The sequence below is a fragment of the Arthrobacter sp. 05T47 genome (assembly GCF_056395825.1).
On record NZ_JBFTKG010000002.1, the window covers coordinates 322,310 to 343,051 of the forward strand.

Genomic DNA, 20,742 nt, shown 5'->3' on the forward strand with positions numbered 1-20,742 from the left:
TCGTATCCACCTCAACCGCGAATCGTGGAGAAGTCCACAAATTTGCCCTAATCTTGTAGACAAATCGTAAGTGTGAGCTGGATTACCGGCGGGGGTTGTAGACGAATGGCAGAGCGTGAGCCGGGCCAGGTGGCGGTGCCGCTGGACGATGTGGACCGGAACATCATTTCGGAGCTGACCCGGGACGGCCGGATGTCCGTGACGCAGGTGGCCGAGAACGTCCATATTTCCCGTGCCCACGCCTACACCAGGATTGCCCGGCTCACCAGCGAAGGGGTCCTGACCAAGTTCACGGCCCTGGTGGATCCCATCAAAGCCGGCTTGAAGTCCTCGGCCTACGTCACGCTGAAGGTGCGCCAGCATTCCTGGCGCGAGCTGCGCGAACTCCTGCGCGCCATCCCGGAGGTCCACCACATCGCGCTGGTGGGCGGGGATTTCGATGTCATCCTGCTGGTGCGCGCCGTGGACAACATCGACCTGCGCCGGGTGATCTTCGACCAGCTGCAGTCCATGCCCGGGGTCCTGGACACCCAGACGTTCCTGGTGTTCGAAGACGTGGATACGCGCTAGCTGACGAACTCTTTCATCCAGGCCCGCAGCTCTTCGCCGAATTCCACCCGGTCGGAGGCGATCGAGATGACTGCCTTGAGGTAGCTCAGTTTGTCCCCGGTGTCGTACCGGCGGCCCCGGAAAACCACGCCGTAGACACCGCCGCCCTCGCAGTCGGACACCGCAAGGGTCTGCAGGGCGTCGGTGAGCTGGATTTCCCCGCCGCGGCCGGGCGGGGTGTCCTCCAGGACGTCGAAAATCTCCGGGTGGAGGACGTACCGGCCGATCACGGCCAGGTTGGACGGGGCATCGGCGACGTCGGGTTTCTCCACGAGCCGGTTGACCCGCACGTGGTCCTCGCCCGGTATCGCCGAAATGTCGGCGCAGCCGTAGGCACTGATTTCCGCCGGATCCACCTCGATCAGGGCCACGACGGAGCCGCCGGTCCGGGCCTGGACGTCCATCATGTCGATCAGCAGTTCATCCCGCTCGTCGATCAGGTCGTCGCCCAGCAGGACGGCGAAGGGTTCGTAGCCGACGTGCTGGCGGGCGCACAGGACCGCATGGCCGAGACCTTTGGGGTCGCCCTGGCGCACGTAGTGCAGCGGGCCCAGGCTGGAGGCGTGGCGTACTGCCTCCAGCCGGTCAACATCGCCCTTGCGTTCGAGGGCGCTTTCGAGCGCGGGTTCGCGGTCGAAGTGGTCCTCCAGCGCGCGCTTCTGCCGCCCGGTAATCATCAACAGATCGGTCAGCCCTGCCCGCACGGCTTCTTCCACAACGTATTGGATGGCCGGCTGGTCGACCACCGGCAGCATTTCCTTCGGCATTGCCTTGGTGGCGGGCAGGAAGCGCGTTCCCAGTCCGGCGGCGGGTATGACAGCTTTAGTTACAGATCTCCCCAGACTCATAACCGAACTTTACAAGCGGGTTCCGGAAATGAGAATGGCGCGAGGCAAAGACGAGTACACGGGTATTACGCGCCGCGGACCCCCGCGGGATCGCCCCTCAGCCCTTGAAAACCGGGCTGCGCTTTTCCTGGAAGGCGCGGAAACCCTCGGCGTAGTCATCGCTTTTGCACAGCCGTGCCTGCTCGGCGTTCTCCTCAGCCATCGCCTCCCACAGCCCCAGCCGCTGGTCCCGGATGTGTGCAACGAGTTCCTTGCTGGCCCGGAACGCACCCGTGGCGCCGGTGGCAACGTTGGCGACGATCGACCGGGTGGCCTCGAGCAGTTCCGCCGCCGGCATCGCGCGGCTGAACAGGCCCTGCGCCACGGCGTCGGCGCCGCTCATGAGCTCCGCGGTGTAGACCAGGTCCAGGGTCCGGTGCATGCCGAGGCGCTCGGTAAAGTACCAGTGCCCGCCGGAATCGAGGGTCGCGCCGAGCTTGGCGAACGGGGAGCCGAACTTGGCGTTCTCCGCCACGTAGACCACATCCGTGGCCAGCAGCAGGCCCAGCCCCACGCCGAGGCAGGCGCCCTGGGCCGCCGCGAACGTGGGCGCCGGAAAGGCGCTCATCTTCTTGAGCAGCGGCTGGACGAGGCCACCCAGGTAGGCCTGCGCGTCGTCGCTCTCCGGGGTCACGCCGGCAATGTCGCGGCCGGCGCAGAAGGCGCGCCCCTCGCCGCGGAGCAGCAGTGCCCGGACCTCGCCGCGGGCGGCGGCGTCAGCGGCGTCGTCGTACGCCCGGGACAAATCCGCCAGCGCGTGCTCGTCGAGTGAGTTCAGCTTGTGCGGGGCGTCGAGCACTACCTCGGCGACGCCGTCGGCGATGGACAGGGAAATCATGGGACTCCTTGGATTCGAAAGGCGGGCGTCGAAATAACCTAGACGTCGAAGTCGACCGTGACTTCCGGGGTGGTGGGGTGGGACTGGCAGGTCAGGACGTAGCCCTTGTCCAGTTCGTCCTGTTCCAGGGCGTAGTTTTCGTCCATGGTGACATTGCCGGTGACCACCTTGGCCCGGCACGTGCCGCAGACGCCGCCGGCGCAGGCGAACGGGACGTCAGGACGGACCCGGAGGGCTGCGTTGAGGATGGATTCACGGGCGTGGGTGGGGCTGGACACTTCGCCCTGCAGGCCGTCCAGCTTGAACGTGATCTTGTACGTCTCCTTGGACTCGTCCTCGATCACGGGCCGGCCGATGTTGCCCTCGGGGCGGTCCGGCTTGCCGGAGGTGAACAGCTCGAAGCGGACATGCTCCGGGGCGACGCCGCGGGCGGCGAGCGTGTCCCGGCACAGCTGGACGAGCTCGAACGGGCCGCAGAGGAACCATTCGTCGACGTCGTCCGCGTGGATGGCGGTGCCCAGCAGCGCCTGCAGCTTCTCGGCGTCGATCCTGCCGCTGAGCAGCGGCGCGATCCGCTGTTCGCGGGAGAGCACGTGGTGCAGCGCCAGCCGGGCCGGGTACTTGTCCTTCAGGTCCGCGAGCTCCTCGAGGAACATCACGTCCATGGCGGCCTTGTTGGCGTAGATGAGGTCGAAGCGGGTCTCCGGGTGGGCCGCCAGCAGGGTGCGGGCGATGGCGATCACGGGGGTGATGCCGGAGCCGGCGGCGATCGCCACGAATGAGCCGGGCTCCCCCGCGAGCTCTTCCGGATGGTTCATGGAGTTCATGACATTCTGTTCCACCGCTTTGCCGTCGCGGCCGTGCTTGGAGACAAAAGCGCCCATGGGGCTCATGACGTCCAGGGCGTCGCCGGCCTTCAGGTCGGCGTTGGCCCACGTGGAGAACAGTCCGCCGAGGTCCTTCTTGATGGCCACGCGGATTTCGCTGGAGCCGTCCGCGAAGCTGCGCGGTTCGGCGCAGATCGAGTAGCTGCGGCGGATCTCGTGCGGCTGGCCGTCGGCGTCGGGCAGGGTGGTGCGCAGCGCGACGTACTGGCCCGGCAGGTAGTCGAACTGGCCGGCGAGTTCGGCCGGGACCCCGAACGTCACTTCGATGGCGTCGTCGGTGAGCCGGCGGACCTCGTCCACGCTCAGGGTGTGGAAGGACGCACGACGGCGGCCGGTGGCTGTGGCCGACTCCGCGGCGGTCTGGCGGACAACCTTCATGGAGGCACCTGTTCCTTACAAAACTTTGAAGTAGTCGAACGGTTCTTTGCAGTCCTGGCAGACGTAGAGGGCCTTGCAGGAGGTGGAACCGAAGCGGGTGAGTTCTTTGGTGTTCAGCGATGAGCACTGGGGGCATTTGACGGCGAGCGAGAGCCGGACGGGCCCGGCGTGCCGGGTGGCAGCCGAGTTGCCAGACGGCGGGGCGATCCCGTACTGCTCGAGCTTGGCCTTGCCGGCCTCGCTCATCCAGTCCGTGGTCCAGGCCGGGGAGAGCACAAGGTCGACCCGGACGCTCGGATACCCCGCACGGTGGAAAGCCGTGGTGAGGTCATCCCGGATGGCGTCCATGGCGGGGCAGCCGGAGTAGGTCGGGGTGATGGTGACCTGGACCGCGGGGACCATGCCGTCGTCGTCGGTGCTTGGTTCCTTCGAAACCTGGACGTCGCGCAGGATGCCGAGATCCGCAATGGTGAGGACCGGGATTTCGGGGTCGCAGACTGTGGCCGCCACCGCCCAGGCTTTCTGTTGGGCGGTGTTGCCCTGGGCGGCGTTGCGGCGCTCCGCGGTTTCCGGGTCCGAGACGAACATTTCCATGATGCCTACCAGCTGGCTCCGGGGTACTCGCGGGCGAGCACCTGCATTTCGGCGAGGAGGTAGCCGAGGTGTTCGGAGTGCAGGCCGCGGCGGCCTCCGCCCGGTGAGGGCTGCACGTTGGGGACCTCGAGCTCCGCTTCGGCCAGGATCTCGCCGGTGAGCCTGTCGAAGTCCTCTCGCAGGCTGGACGGCTGCGGCGCGGCGCCGGCTTCGCTGAGGCGTCCGGTGAGCTCGTCGTCGCGGAACAGTTCGTCCACGTAGGGCCAGATGACTTTGAACGCATGGATCATGCGCTGGCGCGATTCGTCGGTGCCGAGGGCCAGGCGCAGGACCCACTGGGCGCTGTGGTCCCGGTGGTAGTCCACTTCCTTGACCGCTTTGGCGGCGATGCCGGCCAGGGTGGCGTCGGTGGAGGACGCCAGCCGGCGGTAGAGCTCGAACTGGTAGTAGCTGACCACGAACTGCCGCGCGATCGTGACGGCGAAGTCTCCGTTCGGCTGTTCGAAGATGGCCGCCGAGCGGAACTCGTGCTCGCGGCGGAAGTAGGCGAGGTCATCTTCGCTTCGGGCTGTGCCGTTCTCTCCGAGAGCGCCGCCGGCGTAGCTGAGGAAGGACCGGGCGTGGCCGAGCTCATCCAGGGCGATGTTGCCCAGGGCGACGTCCTCTTCGAGTTCGGGCGCGCGGGAAATCCAGTGGCCCAGGCGCTGGGCCAGGACCAGGGCGTCGTCGCCCAGGCGCAGGGCGAACTCCGCGGCGTCCTCGCTCGGCTTTGCGGTGCCGCGACTGACGGACAGCGCGATGTCTTCGGGGCGCAGGGCGTTGCCGGGGGTGATGCGCGTGGCGCTGGCGGTGCCATCGCCGCTGGCGCCGGCACCGGATACACCGACGGAGATCTCGCCGTGGCCGTCTGTTACTGGTTCTGCGGGGGCCGCACTTTCAGGTGTCGTGCTCACAGGTGCTTCACGCCCTCGCTCTTGGTGTAGTACGTGGCGTGGCGGTAGTCCTTGCCCTGCGGGGATTCAAAGAAGGAACCTTTGGAATCGGGGTCGCTGGAGGCTATGGCGTCGGCCGGGACCACCCAGATGGAAACGCCTTCGTTCCGGCGGGTGTACAGATCGCGGGCGTTGCGCAGTGCCATGGCCGCGTCCGGTGCGTGCAGGGATCCCGCGTGGACGTGGGACAGCCCGCGGCTGGAGCGGACGAATACTTCCCAGATCGGCCAGACGTTGCCTGCGTGGGTTTCGGTGGGGGCCACGGCGACAGGGGTCCCCGGCCGAGCTTGCGAGGTTGGGGAGTCGTTGGGGATCATGCTGCGGATACCTTTTCTGCTTGCTTGCGGCTCTGTTTTTCGGCATAAGCCGCTGCGGCTTCGCGCACCCAGGCGCCGTTCTGGTGTGCCTCGCGGCGCCGTTCAAGGCGCTGGGCGTTGCAGGGGCCGCGGCCGGCCAGGACTTCGTGGAATTCGGCCCAGTCCAGCGGCCCGTGCTCCCATTTCTTGGTGTCCTCGTTGAACCGGATGTCCTTGTCCGGCAGCGTCAGCCCGAGGACCTTGACCTGCTCCATCATCATGCCGACGAACCGGTTGCGCAGCTCGTCATTGCTGAACCGCTTGATGTTCCAGGCCATGGACTGCTTGGAGTTGGGCGAATCGTCATCCGGGGGGCCGAACATCATCAGGGCCGGGGCGTACCATCGGTCCACTGCCTCCTGCGCCATCTGCTTCTGCTCGGGGGTGCCGTGGGAGAGTTCCAGCAGGATCTCAAAGCCCTGGCGCTGGTGGAAGGACTCTTCCTTGCAGACCCGCACCATGGCCCGGCCGTAGGGRCCGAASGAKGCGCGGCASAGCGGYACCTGGTTGGCGATCGCGGCGCCGTCGACCATCCAGCCGATGGCTCCCATGTCCGCCCAGGTGCGGGCCGGRTAGTTGAAGATGGASGAGTACTTGGCCTTGCCGTCCATCAGGTCCTGCATCATCGCATCACGCGGCTGGCCGAGGGTCTCSGCSGCGGAGTASAGGTAGAGGCCGTGGCCTGCCTCGTCCTGGACCTTGGCCATGAGGATGGCCTTGCGCTTCAGGCTCGGGGCGCGGGAGATCCAGTTGGCCTCCGGCTGCATGCCGATGATCTCCGAGTGGGCGTGCTGGGAGATCTGGCGGAGGAGCGTTTTGCGGTAGGCCGGGGGCATCCAGTCCCGCGGCTCGATCCGGGAATCTTCGGCCATGACCTTGTCGAAGTAGGCCTGGCCCTCGGCGTCGCGCCGGGCCGCGTTCTCGGGGCTCGGTTCGTGCCGTTCCGGCGATGGCTCGGCGGGCACTGACTGCAGGGTCTGCGATGCCATGGTTGCTCCTAGTGAATTTCCGATAAATAATTACCGACCGTTCGTTCAGGATATGCGGAAGGCCCGAGATGCGTCAAGGACGGTTCCAAGACCACCGTCCCCGCCTAGGGTGATGTGGCCAGCCGGCCGGCGGCCTCCTGCTGGATCCGGGCGGCCCGGGTGGAAAAGTCGGCGATCGTGCGCAGCTGATCGTCGCTGTACCCCTCGAGGAGCGCCGCCAGTGCGCCCATGAAGTCCACAAAGTACGGTGCCGCCGCGGCCGCCTGGTCACCCACGAGCTCGATCAGGACCTTGCGCTTGTCCGCCCCGTGCCGGACCCGGCGCGCGATGCCCTTGCTCTCCAGCCGCTGCATCAGGCCGGTCACTGATGCCGGCGCGAGCCCGGAATGCTCACCGAACTCACCGGCTGTCATGGGGCCGAACCGCATAAGGATGTCGATCGCCTTGCTTTCCGTGGCGGAAAGTCCGCGCAGTTCGGACAGCACGGTGTGGAACATGACAGCCGCCGTCGACAACTCCCGGCCCGACTCGTACACCGCGGCCAACAGGGCTTCTCGCTGCTCACTTTCCATGCCCCGAGGCTAGCAAAACTATTTCGCCTGACCGAAGGGATTGACCGTCGGTGTTCAAGGAATTATATTTCTTTCATCCGAACGAAATAAATTTCCTGAGAGGGATCGCCATGTTGAATTGCCTGGTCATCGGCTCCGGCATCTCCGGGCTCGCCACCGCCCTGGCCCTGCAGAAAGCAGGACATGCAGCCACGGTCTACGAGGCCTACCCCGAACCGTCCGACGGCGTGGGCGGATTCCTTACGCTCGCCGTCAACGGTTTCGACGCCCTGGACACACTCGGGCTCAAGGACGCGGCCCGCCGCCTGGGCTTCAGCACGCCCGGTATGGCGATGTATCTCGGCAGCTCCGGCAGGCACCTCATTGACTTCGACTACGGCGGCACGCTGGCAGATGGAACCACCGCCCGCACCATGACCCGCGCGGAGCTCTACACCCTGCTCCGCAACGAGGCGCTGGAGCGGGGCGCCCGGATCGAGTACGGCAGGCGCCTGCAGTCGGTTGAGGAACGGCCCGACGACGTGAGCGCCCGTTTCGAGAACGGCACCTCCACTTCCGGCCACCTCCTGGTCGGCGCCGACGGACTGCGTTCCGCTGTCCGGCCGCTCATTGAGCCTTCCTCCCCGCAGCCCAGGAGCATTCCCCTGCTCAATACCGGCGGAATCGTGCCCGCCGGCCTCGGTCCAACGCTGGACGTTCAGCCGGGCCGGATGAAGATGGTCTTCGGCAAGCGCTGCTTCTACTGCTACATGCCGGACCCGGACGGCAGGATCTGGTGGTTCGCCAACCCGCTGCAGCGCTCCTCCGGCAGTCCTGCCGAGCTGAATGCTCCGGCACTGAAGGCATGGCTGATGGGCCTTGCGGCCGGGGACCGCACGCCGATGGCGCAGATTATTGAAGCCACGGAGGACATCATCGCGCCGTATATGACCTATGACTTTCCCACCATTCCGCGCTGGCACCGGGACCGCATGGTCCTGGTGGGCGATGCCGCCCACGCGGCATCGCCGTCGTCGGGCCAGGGCGCCTCCATGGCAATCGAGGATGCCGTCACGCTGGGCCGCGGCCTCCTGGGCGCCACGGCGGAAGACGACATTGCCCCGGCCCTGGCCCGCTMCGAGGCGGAGCGCCGCGGCAGGGCCGAGGCGGTAGTCGAATGGGGGCGCCGGAATGCGGCACCGAAGATCAGGGGYCAGTTCCAGAGGGTCTTCCAGGACGTGGCGCTCAGAATTGTCTTCCGCTCGCTCTCGCGCGGCTCGGCCGACAGCTTCGACTGGGTCTACGGCCACCACATTGCATGGGGCCCCTCGCACGGCGAAGCAGTCGCACAGTCCAAGTGATCCGGCAGGGCCCGACAGGCGGCCGGGAAATTCCTGGCGGGCCGCCCCGTCCCGGCGTAGGTTGGGGCAGGAGCCAGGGCAGGACGTTCGAGCCGGATGAAAGYRGACCCCGTGGACGCGACCGCACAGATACTGCAGCACTACGAGTCAATCCGCACGGAACAGGAGGACTTCTACARGGACCTTCACCAAAACCCCGAGCTCTCCCACCAGGAACACCGCACTGCCGCCAAGGTGKCGCGCAGCATTAGTTCCTACGGCTTCCAGATGCAGCCCGGGATCGGAGGAACGGGAGTCGCGGCGGTGCTGCAGAACGGCGACGGGCCAACGGTCCTGCTTCGTGCGGACATGGACGCGCTGCCCCTGCGGGAACGGACCGGCGCCGACTACGCCAGCACCGTCACAGCCGAGGACCAGGGCGGGGACCGCGTGCCGGTCATGCATGCCTGCGGACACGACATTCACGTCGCATGCCTGCTGGGCGCCGCCCGGCTGCTCGCCGATCATCGGGACCGGTGGCGCGGCACGCTSGTGGCCCTGTTCCAGCCGGCGGAGGAGACCGGYGACGGAGCCCGCGGCATGCTCGCCGACGCCCTCCTTGACCGCATCCCCGCGCCCGACGTCGCCCTCGCCCAGCACGTGCTGCCCGGCGCCGCGGGCCACGTCGCCACCCGGAGCGGCCCGGTCCTGTCCAGCGCCGACAGCATCCGCATCACGGTCCACGGCCGCGGCGGCCACGGCTCGACGCCGCAGAACACSGTKGACCCMGTGGTCCTGGCCGCCGTRATCGTCGTTCGACTGCAGACCATCATTTCCCGCGAAGTCCCGCCTACGGARCCCGCCGTCCTCACCGTGGGAAGTCTTCACGCCGGAACCAAAAGCAACATCATCCCCGATGCGGCAGTGATGGAACTGAACCTGCGCACCTACACCGAGGCCACAAGGCAGCGGATTCTCGACTCTGTCCGGCGCATTGTCCAGGCCGAGTGCGCCGCCAGCGGCTCCCCCAAGGAACCGGAATTCGAGATCTTCGACAGTTTCCCGCTCACCGTCAACGACGACGCGGCAACAACGCGCGTCGCCGGGGCGTTCAGCGCCTATTTCGGCGASCGTGCCGGCAGCCTGGAGCTCCAGACCGCCAGCGAGGACTTCAGCGATATTCCGCGGGCCGGCAACATTCCCTACACCTACTGGGGCATCGGCGGAACGGACCCGGAAACCTACCGCGCCGCCRTACGGGCCGGCCGCGTGCAGGAGGACATTCCGGCGAACCACTCGCCGATGTTCCTGCCCGTCCTCCAGCCCACCCTCCAGACCGGAACCGAAGCCCTCGTCGCCGCAGCCCTCGCCTGGCTGCGCCCSGACMATTCRCCSCAGGACACCACGTCCTGAAGATTGCCGCGCCTCCTATACCTAGAGCTGCTAGGCCTGATACCCTTCAGCTCTAGGTATAGGAGGCGCGGTGCGCATTGACAAGGACCTGGTCGCCGCTTCGGCCACACCTCTGGTGCTGGGCATTTTGGCCGAGGGCGACCTGTACGGCTACGCAATCCTCAAGCGGGTCGCTGAGCTCTCGGGCGGCGGCATGCAGTGGACCGACGGGATGCTCTACCCGCTGCTGCACCGGCTCGAGCGGCTCGGTTACGTATCCTCGCTGTGGGGTACATCCGAGGCCGGGCGCCGGCGCAAGCACTACACCATCACGCCGGCGGGCCGGGAYGCCCTKGCCGACCGCCAGGAGCAGTGGACCGTCGTCGCGGACGCGCTGCGCCARGTGTGGCAGACCGCTCAGGGACCMGCGGCCCCGGCTGAGGGATGGGCGTGATGGCGCCGCACGCTGAGCTGGAGGCCCAGATCGACCGGTGGCGCGGWTACGTCCAGCGCAACCGGGCGATCTCCCCCGCCGACGTCGACGAGCTGGAGGACCACCTGCGCGAGCAGATCGCCGACCGGCAGGCGACCGGCCTCGATGACGAGGAGGCCTTCCTCGTGGCCATCAAGCGGCTGGGCAACCTGGACGCYGTCTCACGCGAGTTTGCCCGCGAGCACTCCGAGCGGCTGTGGAAGCAGCTCGTCCTGGTGCCGGAGGGYKCCGAGGACGCCAACACTTCCCGATGGCGCGAGCTGGCCGTCGTCCTCGCGCTCGCCGTCGGGKCCGGAGTGGCGGTCAAGGCCGGYACTGCCTGGATCGAGGACGGCGCSGCCCTGWTGCGCMATCTGGGCCTGCTCGTTTTCCCCTTCGTAGCGGCGTAYTTCGCGTGGAAGCGGCGTTTCACCGGCGCGGTTGCGGCGGCCCTGATCATCCCGTTTGCCGCCCTTGCGCTGGTGCTCAACCTCTACCCGTTCGCCCCGGACGGTGCCACCGGGATGCTCGCCGCCCTGCACGCCCCGGTCATCCTGTGGGTACTGACCGGTATGGCCTATGTCGGTGGGAGATGGCGGTCCGACAAGMGGCGCATGGATTTTGTCCGGTTTACCGGCGAGCTCGCGATCTACTWCACRCTGCTGGCKCTCGGCGGCGCAGTCCTGATCGCGCTCACCCTCGCGACGCTCCGGGTTGTTGGAACCGATTTCCAGCCGGTCCTGGACGGTTGGGTCCTGCCGTTCGCCGTGCCCGGCGCCCTCGTGGTCGCCACCTGGCTGGTCGAAGCCAAGCAGCAGGTGGTGGAAAATATTGCGCCSGTCCTCACCCGCGTGTTCACGCCGCTGACCGTTGCSATGCTGCTGGTCCTTCTGGCCGTGCTTGCCACCGCGGGCGGGTTCGCCGGGATCGACCGCAACCTGCTGATCCTCATGGACGCGATCCTCGTGCTGGTCCTCTSCCTGCTGCTCTACTCGATTTCCGCCCGCGACCCGCTCGCCCCGCCCGGATTGTTCGATGCTGTGCAGTTGGCCCTGGTCATCGCGGCCCTTGCGGTCGACGCCGTGRTGCTGACCGCAATGCTGACCCGCATCGCCGAGTTCGGCTTCAGCCCCAATAAGATCGCCGCGCTCGGGCTGAACCTGCTGTTGCTGGTGCACTTGTTGCGTGCGGCCTGGCTCGCCGTCGGATTCCTGCGCGGGCRCCGTCCCTTCGCCGCGGTCGAGCGCTGGCAAACACGCTACCTGCCGGTCTACGGCGTCTGGGCAACAGTTGTGGTGGTGACCTTCCCGCCCCTTTTCGGCTTCGTCTAGTCGATCGTCGCTGTCAGCGGCGGTCCCCGAAGTCCACAATGTCGACGTCGAGCGGAATCTCGGCGCTGCGCGGGCTCGGGTTCGGGAGCAGCCCCTCGTTCCATGTGCCCTCCAGCGTCGTGGCAGCCGCCCACCGCTGCGCGTCCATGCGGCCTTGGAGCCTGAAGCGGTCGACGACGAACGGCAGTCCGTCCGAGCCGAGCACCGATCTGCCTTCCGTGATCTGGAAGTGCAGGTGCGGCGCGGAGGTGTTACCGGTGTTGCCGATCCTGCCGAGCGTCTGGCCAGGCAGAACATTCCCGCCCACCCCGACGGCCACCGAGCCCTTCTGCATGTGGGCGTACGTGGCGTACCGGCCATCGCTGTGGCGTACCGTGACGTGGTTTCCAAGGACGTTTCCGAGTGTGATCGTGCCGGGATCGGGCAGCCGGCCCGGGACCTGGTCGTCGAGGGTATTCAGCGCGTCCACCACGGTGCCGGCCGCAACAGCAACGATGTCCGCACCATATGCGGTGTAGCTGCSCACATCGGCCGGGTCGCCGTTGACCAGCCGGCCTTGGCTGTCGAGGCGGATCCRGYCGATGGCAAAGCGCTGCGCGGCGTGCAGGGCTCCGTTGATCGGCAGCACCGTGGCACGGTGCACGCCGTCGGTGGAGCAGCAGCCATTCCCGGCCACCCAGCCCCCGCCGACCAGTGGGGGCCCGACCTCGGTGGCGCCGCCGTCGACCGGGAAGGGCGCAGCAGTGTAGGCAGTTGGAGCAGAAGCGCTGCCGCCGTCGACCGGTGCCGTGAGGACATGGAGGCGGTGCACCAGCGCGCCCGGAACGTCCGCGCGCCGGTCGAAGTCGAGTTCAATGAGCACCAGGCGCGCTCCGTTCGGCTCGAGCGCCAGGTTCGTCGTGGGCCTCGAGCCCAGCGTCCGCAACCGGTGCTGGAGGTCAGCTCCCGAATATGCCTCGACAATCCGGCTCCCGTTGGCGGCGTCGACGACGTCGATGCCCGCCAGGGTGGCTGGCTGCGGCCGGACGTTCGTCAGTTGAAGCTCGTAGACCACGTGCCACCGCTCGTCGGTTCCAAGCACCGCCGTGCTCGAGGAGCCCAGGGTGGTGGCCGTAATCGGTGAGAATTCGTCGGCAGCGGCGGACGGGACCTCGAGCGACTTCGAGTCCGGACCATGTTGCGTCTCTGGAGTGGCTGGCCGGTCGGATCCAGAGGAGACCAGAAGGAGAACGACCGCCAGTGCGACGCCGATCGCCGCCACGAAGGCGATGATTCGGCGCCGGCCGGACGCATCCATGGAGAAAGTTTAGTCCTTAGCGGTGCTGCCGGGGCCTGCCCGGATCTTGCCCATCGACGTCGGGCGCGGCACYAGCACTGGCACTGGCACTGACWATTTTTCGGCCTTTGTCTTGCGCCTGCCCCGACTATCCTCCAGACTGACTACAGATCCGCAGGATATTCCTTCCGCCGATCCAGCCCGCCAGACACTTCGGCCGGCCTGCCGCCCCATCAGAGAATGCCGGGCACCCCCTCTCGAACCACCGCTTCCGCCTCGCCGGCTGCACCGGCCCCGGAAGCCCGCACCGCCGAGAGTCCCGGCACATCCCGCCGAGAAAGAGACCATGATGATCAAGCGCCACTCAGATGTCGTCCTGGAAGTCACCGCCCACGACCCGGACACCGTCGAGAACGACCTGAACGCCGCCGAAGAGATCGCCCGCGAACACGCCATGAAGGATTGCCGCCACGGCATCCTCGTGACCCAGCACGGATACACCACCTACACCGTCGCCGTCAGCAGGGATGTCCCCTACGGGCAGACACTCGAACGGCGCGAAGATCCGGCGGCTCACAGATAGGCACGAGCCCGGGCAACTAAGGGTCACAACATTGCTTGACGACAACCGATGCGGGCGTCACCTGCGGGACGCGTGACATGGATCCTACGCCGCCGCCAGCCGACGGACCCGGGGAACCGCAGCCGTTTCCAGCGGCGCCACGATACTGAGCTGGCATTCTGACTGAAACGGGTCAATGGCTGCCGGCAGGTGGTGCGAGGCCGAGCATTCCCGCAGCTGCTCCATGGCTGCCGGCTCCACGACAGCGTGGCTGACATCCAGGACGAGGTGGAGTCCTTCTTTCAGGTGGTTTGCCCGCTTGACCACCACGTAAAGGGCCTGGAGGCTCTGCGCCGTCACATGTCCCTGTGCTGCTACTTCCGCCTGACCGCAATCGAGGTCAAGCCTGACAAGAACCCGGAGTTTGTGGTTCAAAACGATTCCCCTGTTCGTGCATGTACCGCTTGGCCGCGACGCTGCGGCCGGTTTGGCCGCGACGCTGCGACCGCATCCCAGCCTAGGCAGAGAGTGTGATGCAGGCAACAGTGCGCTTCATATCCGGGAAACCTCGCGTTATGTGCCGGTGTGTTCGCCGAAAAGTGTTGATCGGCGGGCCCGGTGTATTGTAAAGGAGGCCCTACGACGACCTTCCGGCACTTGGCATTTGTCCAGGACGCAACGGAGAGCGACATTGCGGCCCCCCTAACGCCGTGGCGAGGATCTGTGCCACCGGATGCAGGACACGCCAGCGCCGACCATCCCGTCCGTGCTGCGTTTCGCGCCTAAAACCCCGGTGTGGCCAGCCTAAATACTGACACCTAGATACCGGGCAACCAGGCCCGGCCGACGTAGAGGAACTCATGACAAACCCCTTCGACAGCCCAGACGACGTCCGCGGGACGGAATTCCGCGAGCGCCGGCCATCGCGGCCCGTGCAGAAGCGTCGGGGCCGCACGGTGCTGATCGCCGTCGCCGTGGTGGTGGCGCTTGTTGCGGTTGTTGCCGGCGGTTACCTCTTCAACCTCGCGCACACCTTCGACTCCGGTTCCAGCAAGATTGACCAGGCTTTCCCGGACGAGTCCACCCGCCCGAAGAAAACGGGCACGGCGATGAACATCCTGGTGATGGGCAGCGACAGCCGCGGCGCCACCGAGRCSGACTCGGCGGCCGGCACGCCCACGARCCAGCGGGCGGACACGCTGATGCTGATGCACATCCCGGCGGACCGCAAGAACATCTACACCATGTCCATCATGCGTGACCTCTGGGTGGACATCCCCGGRCACGGCGAAGCGAAGATCAACGCGGCGCTGGCCCTGGGCGGCACACCCCTGATGGTGCAGACCGTCGAGTCGATCTTCCAGCAGCGCATCGATCACGTGGCCATGATCGACTTCGAGGGCTTCAAGGGCCTCACGGACGCGCTGGGCGGGGTGAGCGTGAACCTCAAGCTGCCGTTCACCTCGACCGCGCTGCCGGGCCAGTCCTTCGCCCCGGGCCAGCACACCTTCAACGGCACCGAGGCCCTGGCCTTCGTGCGCGAACGCCACGCCTACGCCGACGGCGACTACCAGCGGGTCCGCAACCAGCAGGAGTTCCTCCGGGCCATCATCAAGAAGTCGATCGCCGGCCAGACGCTGAGCAACCCGATCACAATCAACAACATGGTGGGCGCCGTCTCGCCGTTCGTCACGGTCGACAAGACCCTGGACTCGGGAGCCGTGGCAGGGCTGGCGCTCGAACTCAAGGACATCCGGGCGCAGAACACGCTGATGTTCACGCTGCCGACCGGCGGGATCGGAACGTCCACGGACGGCCAGTCGATCGTGCTGACCGACCCCGCCGCAATCCAGGCCATCTCCGCAGCCATGGCCTCGGACTCCCTCGGCGAGTACGTCGCGGCGAACAAGTTCGAGAACGGGAACTGATTCCCGCCACGTGTGCGCCCCGGAGCGGGCCCTTGGACCCATCCTCCGGGGCGGGCAGTGGTGGTAGCGTCCGTTCATGGGGAACGCTCCGGAGCCAGCAGCCGCGGCTTCCGCGGCGTCCCCGCCCCCTCCCCCGGCTCCTGCGCACGGCCGTCGACGTCGCATAATCCTGTTCCTGGCGGCGCTGCTCGCCGTCGCTGTCGCCGTCGGGGCCTCGGCCTATGTCCTCTCCCGGCCGCGGCCCGCGGACCCAGTACCGGCGGGAACCGCCGCCCCGGCTGCCGCGCCCGCGGCGGCGGCCAGCCACGCGCCGTCGACTGCACCCACGCCCTCGACGCCGCCCAGCCCCACTCCCACGCCGGAACCACCCGCCGTCGCGCTTAACATCCTGCTGGTCGGCAGCGACAGCCGGGACAACCAGCGTGCGGCGGCGGCCGCCGGGAGCGTCTCCGACCAGCGTGCGGACGCCCTGGTGCTGATCCACCTCCCTGCGGACCGGCAAAGCGTCTATGGCATCTCGATCATGCGGGACCTGTGGGTGGACATCCCCGGCCACGGCCAGGCGAAGATCAACTCGGCTCTGTCCCTCGGCGGCCTGCCGCTGATGGCGCAGACGGTGGGCGCGCTCCTGGGCCAGCGCATCGACCACACGGTGATGCTCGATTTTCAGGGGTTCGCGGCTCTGACCGACGCGCTCGGCGGAGTCGACGTCGACATCAAGCAGCCGTTCACCGGCACGGTGGATGACAGGGTGCATTTTCCGGCGGGCGTCCACCGGCTCAACGGGGTGCAGGCCCTGGCCTTCGTCCGCGAGCGCCACGCCTTCGCCGACGGCGACTACCAGCGGGTCCGGAACCAGCAGACCTTCCTGAAAGCCGTCATCGCCAAGCTGTCCTCCGAAGGCGCGCTGGCGGACCACGCCACCGTCCGGAAACTCGTCACCACGGTGCTGCCGCACGTGACACTGGACGCGAGCTTCACCCTGGCGTCGCTGGAAAACCTCGCCCTCAGCCTCCGCAGCACAGCCCCCGGCCGCGGCGCCTTCTTCACACTGCCGACCGCCGGCACCGGGTTCAGCCGGGACGGCCAGTCGATTGTCCTGCAGGCCCCGGCCGCAACCGCCGCGGTCTCCGCCGCGCTGGGCTCGGGAACGCTCGCCGGGTACGTGGCGGCCAACAATCTGCAGAACGGCAATTGAGGCGCCGCTTTTGGGTAGATTGGGTCCATGACCCAGACTCCCGCGCAGCCCTCCCCGCAGCCCCCCGTCGCCCGGAAAGTTCCCTCGGTGCGCACCCACCACGGCGACGCGTTCGAGGACAACTACGAATGGCTGCGGGACAAGGAATCCGCGGAGGTCGTGGACCTGCTCAAGGCGGAGAACACCTACCAGGAGGCCGTGACCGCGCACCAGGAAACGCTGCGCGAGTCCATCTTCCAGGAAATCAAGGGCCGCACGCAGGAAACAGACCTCTCCGTCCCGAACCGCAAGGACGGCTGGTGGTACTACACCCGATCGGTCGAGGGCAAGGAGTACGGCATCCACTGCCGCGTCCGCGGCCAGGAAACCGCGGACCGCGTCGCGGACTGGACTCCCCCGGCCGTCGAGGCCGGCGTCGCCATCCCCGGCGAGGAGGTCTTGCTCGATGGCAACCTCGAGGCCGAGGGCAAGCCGTTCTTCGCCGTGGGCGGGGCCGCCACGACCATCGACGGCACGCTCTACGCCTACGCCGTGGACAACGCCGGCGACGAGCGCTTCACGCTCCGCATCAAAGACCTGCGCACCGGCGAACTGCTCCCGGACGTGATCGAGAACGTTTTCTACGGCATCTCCTTCTCCCCCGACGGCAGCCGGATCTTCTACACCGTGGTGGACGACTCTTGGCGCCCGTACCAGGTGAAGTCCCATGTGTTGGGCACACCCGTCAGCGAGGACGGGGTCATCTTCCAGGAGGACGACGTCGCCATGTGGCTCGGCTTCGAGCTCTCGGCCGACCGGCGCCATCTGGTGCTCAGCATCGGCTGCTCTGAGTTCAGCGAAACCCGCCTGCTGCGCTTCGATGACCCCGACGCCGGCCTGCGCACCGTGATCTCCCGCGATGAGCGCATCCTGTACGAGGCCGAACCGTTCCTGCTGGCGGACGCCGAGGGCACTGGCTCTATCGCTGGCCGGGAACGGGTCCTGCTGACCCACAACAAGGACGCCATCAATTCCATGGTCTCGCTGGTGGACCCGGCCGAACTCGACAAGCCGATCGCCGAGCAGCACTGGGACACCGTCATCGCCCATTCCGACCAGGTCCGGGTCAACGGCGCCGGAGTCACCTCCACCCACGCGGTGGTCTCCATCCGCAAGGACACCATCGAACGCGTCCAGGTCCTGCCCCTGGCCGGCCTCGGCACCGCGGAGCAAGGCGCCGCAGTGGAACCCGCGTTCGACGAGGAGCTCTACACTGCCGGCGTCGCGGGCTCCGACTACGAGGCCCCGGTAATCCGGATGGGCTACACCTCCTACTTCACCCCGTCCCGGGTCTACGACTTYGTGCTSCCCACCCCGGAACGTCCGGCCGGTGAACTCCTGCTGCGCAAGGAGAGCCCGGTGCTGGGCGGCTACTCGCCGTCGGACTACGTCGCCACCCGGGAGTGGGCCACCGCCGCGGACGGCACGAAGGTTCCGCTCTCAGTGCTGCGGCACGCCTCCGTCCGGCAGGATTCGACGGCGGCCGGCCTGGTGTACGGGTACGGCTCCTACGAGATGAGCATGGATCCGGGCTTCGGGATCCCCCGGCTGTCCCTGCTGGACCGCGGCATCGTGTTCGTGATCGCCCACATCCGCGGCGGCGGCGAGCTGGGCCGGCACTGGTACGACGACGGCAAGAAACTGCACAAGAAGAACACCTTCACCGACTTCATCGCGGCCACGGACTGGCTCGCGGGATCCGGCTGGGTGGCCCCGGACCGGATCGCGGCCATGGGCGGCTCCGCCGGCGGCCTGCTGATGGGCGCCGTCGCCAACCTGGCACCGGAAAAGTACGCGGCAATTGTTGCGGCCGTTCCGTTCGTGGACGCGCTGACCACCATCCTGGACCCCGAACTGCCGCTCTCCGCACTGGAGTGGGAGGAGTGGGGCAACCCGATCACGGACCCTGAGGTCTATGCGTACATGAAGTCCTACACGCCGTACGAGAACGTCCGTGCCGTGGCCTATCCGAAGATCGCCGCGGTCACCAGCTTCAACGACACCCGGGTGCTCTATGTGGAGCCGGCCAAATGGGTGCAGCGGCTGCGCGAGGTGAACACCGGCAGCGACCCGATCGTCCTGAAGATCGAGATGGAGGGCGGCCACGGCGGCGCCTCGGGCCGTTACGTGCAGTGGCGTGAACGGGCCTGGGACTACGCGTTCGTCGCCGATTCCGTGGGCGCCACCGAGCTGCTGCCCGGAGCCGGGCTGAAGTAAAACGGTTCCCTGTCCTCGTCCGGTCCTCACGGCGCACAATGGTGGCCTGTTTCCCGACGAGGGCCTGGTGTAGCCTGTGGCGACCGGATCGATGACCATGGGGGCACCATTGACTGAGAACATACCGCCGGTCCCGCCGGCACCACCGGCACCGCAGAACCCAGTCCAGCCACCGGCGGGGTATGGGCAGCCGGCGCCGCAGCCTTACGCACCGCCTTACGCACCGCCAGGGTACGGTCAGCAGCCGGCGCCGCAGCCATTTGCCCCGCCTTATGCACCGCCAGGGTACGGTCAGCAGCCGAACCACCAGCAGATGCAGTACGTTCCCTACCCGTCCGCACAGCAGTTCACGCCGGCAGGCCAATGGGTTCCTGCCGGCCCCACGGAGCCCAGGTCCTCCGACTACCGGGTCGCCTCGAGTATTGTGGCGATCGTGTTGGGAGTCTGGCTCTTCATGCTGTTCCTCACCGGCATCTCAGTTGGGGCCGGCTTCGCTCCTTTCCTATTCCTGATGGCCGCGATCGGCACGCTCGCCTCCGCTATCTTGCTCCTGGTCAAGCGGCGCGAACGGCTCCGCGCGGCGCCCGTCTTGCTGCTGGGCTGGAGCTCATGCGCACTCATGGTGTCTTTCATCGTCGCCTTTGGCTTTGGGGTCTACAGCGCCACATTCATTGCGCCCTTGCTGGCGACGACGGTCATCATCGTCATAGGGATCGGGTTGTCCAGGGAGAAGCGGGGTCCTGGCCTACGGTGATCCCGAAGCGATGAGCTGCGGCGATGACGCCCACCGAACTGCTGCCGGGAGCCCGCTGAAGTAGCGCGCGGGCGCGCCGGGTCGCCGGGTCGCCGGGTGGCCGGGTGGCTCGCCCGTTCACCCATTCGCCTCACCGATTCGACAGGGATGGCCGCTATGAGACCCTCTTGGCGGCCAAGTTTGTCGAATCGGTGCGGACGCGGCTTCGAGGCGGGAGGGGGGCGGACGCGGTGTGGCGGCGCATCCCGGATCATCTGGGAGCCCTCTACCGAAAAATTGGTCATCATGCTTACTATTTACTGGCATGATGGGCATTCGACGTGGAACCCGTCCGCTGGGGGCGGGGCGTTTGAAGGCTTTTACCGGGCACAGGGTGCCGGAGATGGAGTTTATTGTGGGCGTTGAGCAGGGAATGACCCCGTTGACCGATGATGAGCTGATGGCGCAGGGCGGCACGGCCCTCCCGGACAAGGAGGTCGCCTCCGTCCTGGACCTGAACGCAGACCTGAACCTGGGCATCAGCGCCGCCGCGCCGATCGACCTCGGCATCGCGGCCAACGCCAACGTTGCTGCCCCGATTGACGCGGCTGCGTCGGCAAACGTTCTCTCCTTTGGGTCCGAATCACAGGCGCTCGCCGATCAGGGGACCATCATCAACCAGGGCGTCACTGGAGACGCCACAGCAGATTCCACCCAGGACAGTGTCATTGACCAGGGCACCGGCACGGATGCCGCAGCTGCATCGGATCCCGGCGCAGCGTCCACCGCCGCGCCCGCCGCCGCGGGTACGGCCCCGGCTTCCGGCCCCCTTACCGACGGCGGCATCCTGCCCGGCGGCACGGCCCCGGACCTGGGCGGCGCGCTGCCCACCGATGCAGCCGGTGCTGCCGCCGGAGCCGGCGCCCTGAACGGCAACCTGCTCAACGTCGACGTGAACCTGGACGCCAATGCGGGCATCGCCGCGCCCATCAACGGTGCGGTGGCCGCCAACGCCAACGTGGCTGCACCGATCGACGCCGCCGTCGGCGCCAACATCGGCTCAATCGACAGCAACGCGTTCGCCGTCGCCCACCAGGATGCCATCATCAACCAGGACATCCATGGCGATGCCACGGCGTCGGCTGACCAGCAGTCCGGCCTGAAGCAGTAACA

The 20,742-nt window shown here is 67.3% G+C and carries 21 protein-coding genes; 11 read left to right on the top strand and 10 right to left on the bottom strand.

Features of this window, described 5'->3' with window-relative positions; translation table 11 throughout:
• The first annotated feature begins 105 nt into the window (after positions 1 to 105).
• Positions 106 to 570, top strand: a complete 465-nt coding sequence (locus AC1DEY_RS03605) for an Lrp/AsnC family transcriptional regulator (RefSeq protein ID WP_476866786.1) — start codon at positions 106 to 108, stop codon at positions 568 to 570.
• Here AC1DEY_RS03605 and galU read toward each other — a convergent pair.
• From galU to AC1DEY_RS03645, 8 genes are all read right to left on the bottom strand, one after another.
• Positions 567 to 1,457, bottom strand: coding sequence for a UTP--glucose-1-phosphate uridylyltransferase GalU (gene galU / locus AC1DEY_RS03610; protein WP_476866787.1), 891 nt, complete (start codon positions 1,455 to 1,457; stop codon positions 567 to 569). The genes AC1DEY_RS03605 and galU overlap by 4 nt on opposite strands.
• 97 nt (positions 1,458 to 1,554) lie before the next feature.
• On the bottom strand, positions 1,555 to 2,334 hold the full coding sequence (locus AC1DEY_RS03615; RefSeq protein WP_476866788.1) for an enoyl-CoA hydratase/isomerase family protein: 780 nt from the start codon (positions 2,332 to 2,334) through the stop codon (positions 1,555 to 1,557).
• A gap of 38 nt (positions 2,335 to 2,372) precedes the next feature.
• A complete protein-coding gene (paaE, locus tag AC1DEY_RS03620; protein ID WP_476866789.1) occupies positions 2,373 to 3,599 on the bottom strand; it encodes a 1,2-phenylacetyl-CoA epoxidase subunit PaaE in 1,227 nt (408 codons plus the stop codon).
• Positions 3,600 to 3,614: 15 nt separating this feature from the next.
• Positions 3,615 to 4,187 carry a 1,2-phenylacetyl-CoA epoxidase subunit PaaD gene (gene paaD / locus AC1DEY_RS03625; RefSeq protein ID WP_476866823.1) on the bottom strand — a complete coding sequence of 191 codons (573 nt, stop codon included), beginning with the start codon at positions 4,185 to 4,187 and terminating at the stop codon, positions 3,615 to 3,617.
• A gap of 11 nt (positions 4,188 to 4,198) precedes the next feature.
• The gene (paaC, locus tag AC1DEY_RS03630) at positions 4,199 to 5,146 is read right to left on the bottom strand and encodes a 1,2-phenylacetyl-CoA epoxidase subunit PaaC (RefSeq protein WP_476866790.1); all 948 of its coding nucleotides are present in this window, start codon (positions 5,144 to 5,146) and stop codon (positions 4,199 to 4,201) included.
• Positions 5,143 to 5,502, bottom strand: coding sequence for a 1,2-phenylacetyl-CoA epoxidase subunit PaaB (gene paaB / locus AC1DEY_RS03635; RefSeq protein WP_476866791.1), 360 nt, complete (start codon positions 5,500 to 5,502; stop codon positions 5,143 to 5,145). Before paaB ends, paaC begins: the two co-directional genes overlap by 4 nt.
• Complete coding sequence (paaA, locus tag AC1DEY_RS03640; RefSeq protein WP_476866792.1) at positions 5,499 to 6,530, bottom strand: 1,2-phenylacetyl-CoA epoxidase subunit PaaA; 1,032 nt, start codon at positions 6,528 to 6,530, stop codon at positions 5,499 to 5,501. Before paaA ends, paaB begins: the two co-directional genes overlap by 4 nt.
• Positions 6,531 to 6,634: 104 nt before the next feature.
• Positions 6,635 to 7,102, bottom strand: a complete 468-nt coding sequence (locus AC1DEY_RS03645; protein WP_476866793.1) for a MarR family winged helix-turn-helix transcriptional regulator — start codon at positions 7,100 to 7,102, stop codon at positions 6,635 to 6,637.
• Between the two features lie 110 nt (positions 7,103 to 7,212).
• Here AC1DEY_RS03645 and AC1DEY_RS03650 point away from each other — a divergent pair, with 110 nt between their 5' ends.
• From AC1DEY_RS03650 to AC1DEY_RS03665, 4 genes are all read left to right on the top strand, one after another.
• Complete coding sequence (locus tag AC1DEY_RS03650; protein WP_476866794.1) at positions 7,213 to 8,442, top strand: FAD-dependent oxidoreductase; 1,230 nt, start codon at positions 7,213 to 7,215, stop codon at positions 8,440 to 8,442.
• Positions 8,443 to 8,553: 111 nt separating this feature from the next.
• Positions 8,554 to 9,834 carry an amidohydrolase gene (locus AC1DEY_RS03655; RefSeq protein ID WP_476866795.1) on the top strand — a complete coding sequence of 427 codons (1,281 nt, stop codon included), beginning with the start codon at positions 8,554 to 8,556 and terminating at the stop codon, positions 9,832 to 9,834.
• Between the two features lie 70 nt (positions 9,835 to 9,904).
• Entirely contained in the window at positions 9,905 to 10,267 is a 363-nt protein-coding gene (locus AC1DEY_RS03660) for a PadR family transcriptional regulator (protein ID WP_476866796.1), read from the top strand.
• A complete protein-coding gene (locus AC1DEY_RS03665; protein WP_476866797.1) occupies positions 10,267 to 11,616 on the top strand; it encodes a permease prefix domain 1-containing protein in 1,350 nt (449 codons plus the stop codon). Before AC1DEY_RS03660 ends, AC1DEY_RS03665 begins: the two co-directional genes overlap by 1 nt.
• Positions 11,617 to 11,629: 13 nt before the next feature.
• On the opposite strand, the gene AC1DEY_RS03670 is transcribed toward AC1DEY_RS03665, so the two are convergent.
• Complete coding sequence (locus AC1DEY_RS03670) at positions 11,630 to 12,913, bottom strand: M23 family metallopeptidase (protein ID WP_476866798.1); 1,284 nt, start codon at positions 12,911 to 12,913, stop codon at positions 11,630 to 11,632.
• A gap of 325 nt (positions 12,914 to 13,238) precedes the next feature.
• Here AC1DEY_RS03670 and AC1DEY_RS03675 point away from each other — a divergent pair, with 325 nt between their 5' ends.
• Positions 13,239 to 13,475: a hypothetical protein gene (locus AC1DEY_RS03675; RefSeq protein ID WP_476866799.1), complete on the top strand. Its 237-nt coding sequence runs from the start codon at positions 13,239 to 13,241 to the stop codon at positions 13,473 to 13,475.
• Between the two features lie 84 nt (positions 13,476 to 13,559).
• On the opposite strand, the gene AC1DEY_RS03680 is transcribed toward AC1DEY_RS03675, so the two are convergent.
• Positions 13,560 to 13,814, bottom strand: coding sequence for a hypothetical protein (locus AC1DEY_RS03680; RefSeq protein WP_476866800.1), 255 nt, complete (start codon positions 13,812 to 13,814; stop codon positions 13,560 to 13,562).
• Positions 13,815 to 14,314: 500 nt separating this feature from the next.
• On the opposite strand from AC1DEY_RS03680, the gene AC1DEY_RS03685 reads away from it, so the two are divergent.
• The 5 genes from AC1DEY_RS03685 to AC1DEY_RS03705 all read left to right on the top strand — a co-directional run bounded on the left by AC1DEY_RS03685 (position 14,315) and on the right by AC1DEY_RS03705 (position 20,740).
• Positions 14,315 to 15,382, top strand: a complete 1,068-nt coding sequence (locus tag AC1DEY_RS03685; protein WP_476866801.1) for an LCP family protein — start codon at positions 14,315 to 14,317, stop codon at positions 15,380 to 15,382.
• Between the two features lie 76 nt (positions 15,383 to 15,458).
• Complete coding sequence (locus AC1DEY_RS03690; protein ID WP_476866802.1) at positions 15,459 to 16,580, top strand: LCP family protein; 1,122 nt, start codon at positions 15,459 to 15,461, stop codon at positions 16,578 to 16,580.
• A 27-nt stretch (positions 16,581 to 16,607) separates the two neighbouring features.
• Positions 16,608 to 18,836 (top strand): S9 family peptidase, encoded by a 2,229-nt coding sequence (locus tag AC1DEY_RS03695; RefSeq protein WP_476866803.1) that lies wholly within the window; start codon positions 16,608 to 16,610, stop codon positions 18,834 to 18,836.
• A gap of 313 nt (positions 18,837 to 19,149) precedes the next feature.
• Positions 19,150 to 19,590 (top strand): hypothetical protein, encoded by a 441-nt coding sequence (locus AC1DEY_RS03700; RefSeq protein ID WP_476866804.1) that lies wholly within the window; start codon positions 19,150 to 19,152, stop codon positions 19,588 to 19,590.
• A gap of 382 nt (positions 19,591 to 19,972) precedes the next feature.
• Positions 19,973 to 20,740: a peptidoglycan-binding protein gene (locus AC1DEY_RS03705; protein ID WP_476866805.1), complete on the top strand. Its 768-nt coding sequence runs from the start codon at positions 19,973 to 19,975 to the stop codon at positions 20,738 to 20,740.
• Positions 20,741 to 20,742: the final 2 nt, after the last annotated feature.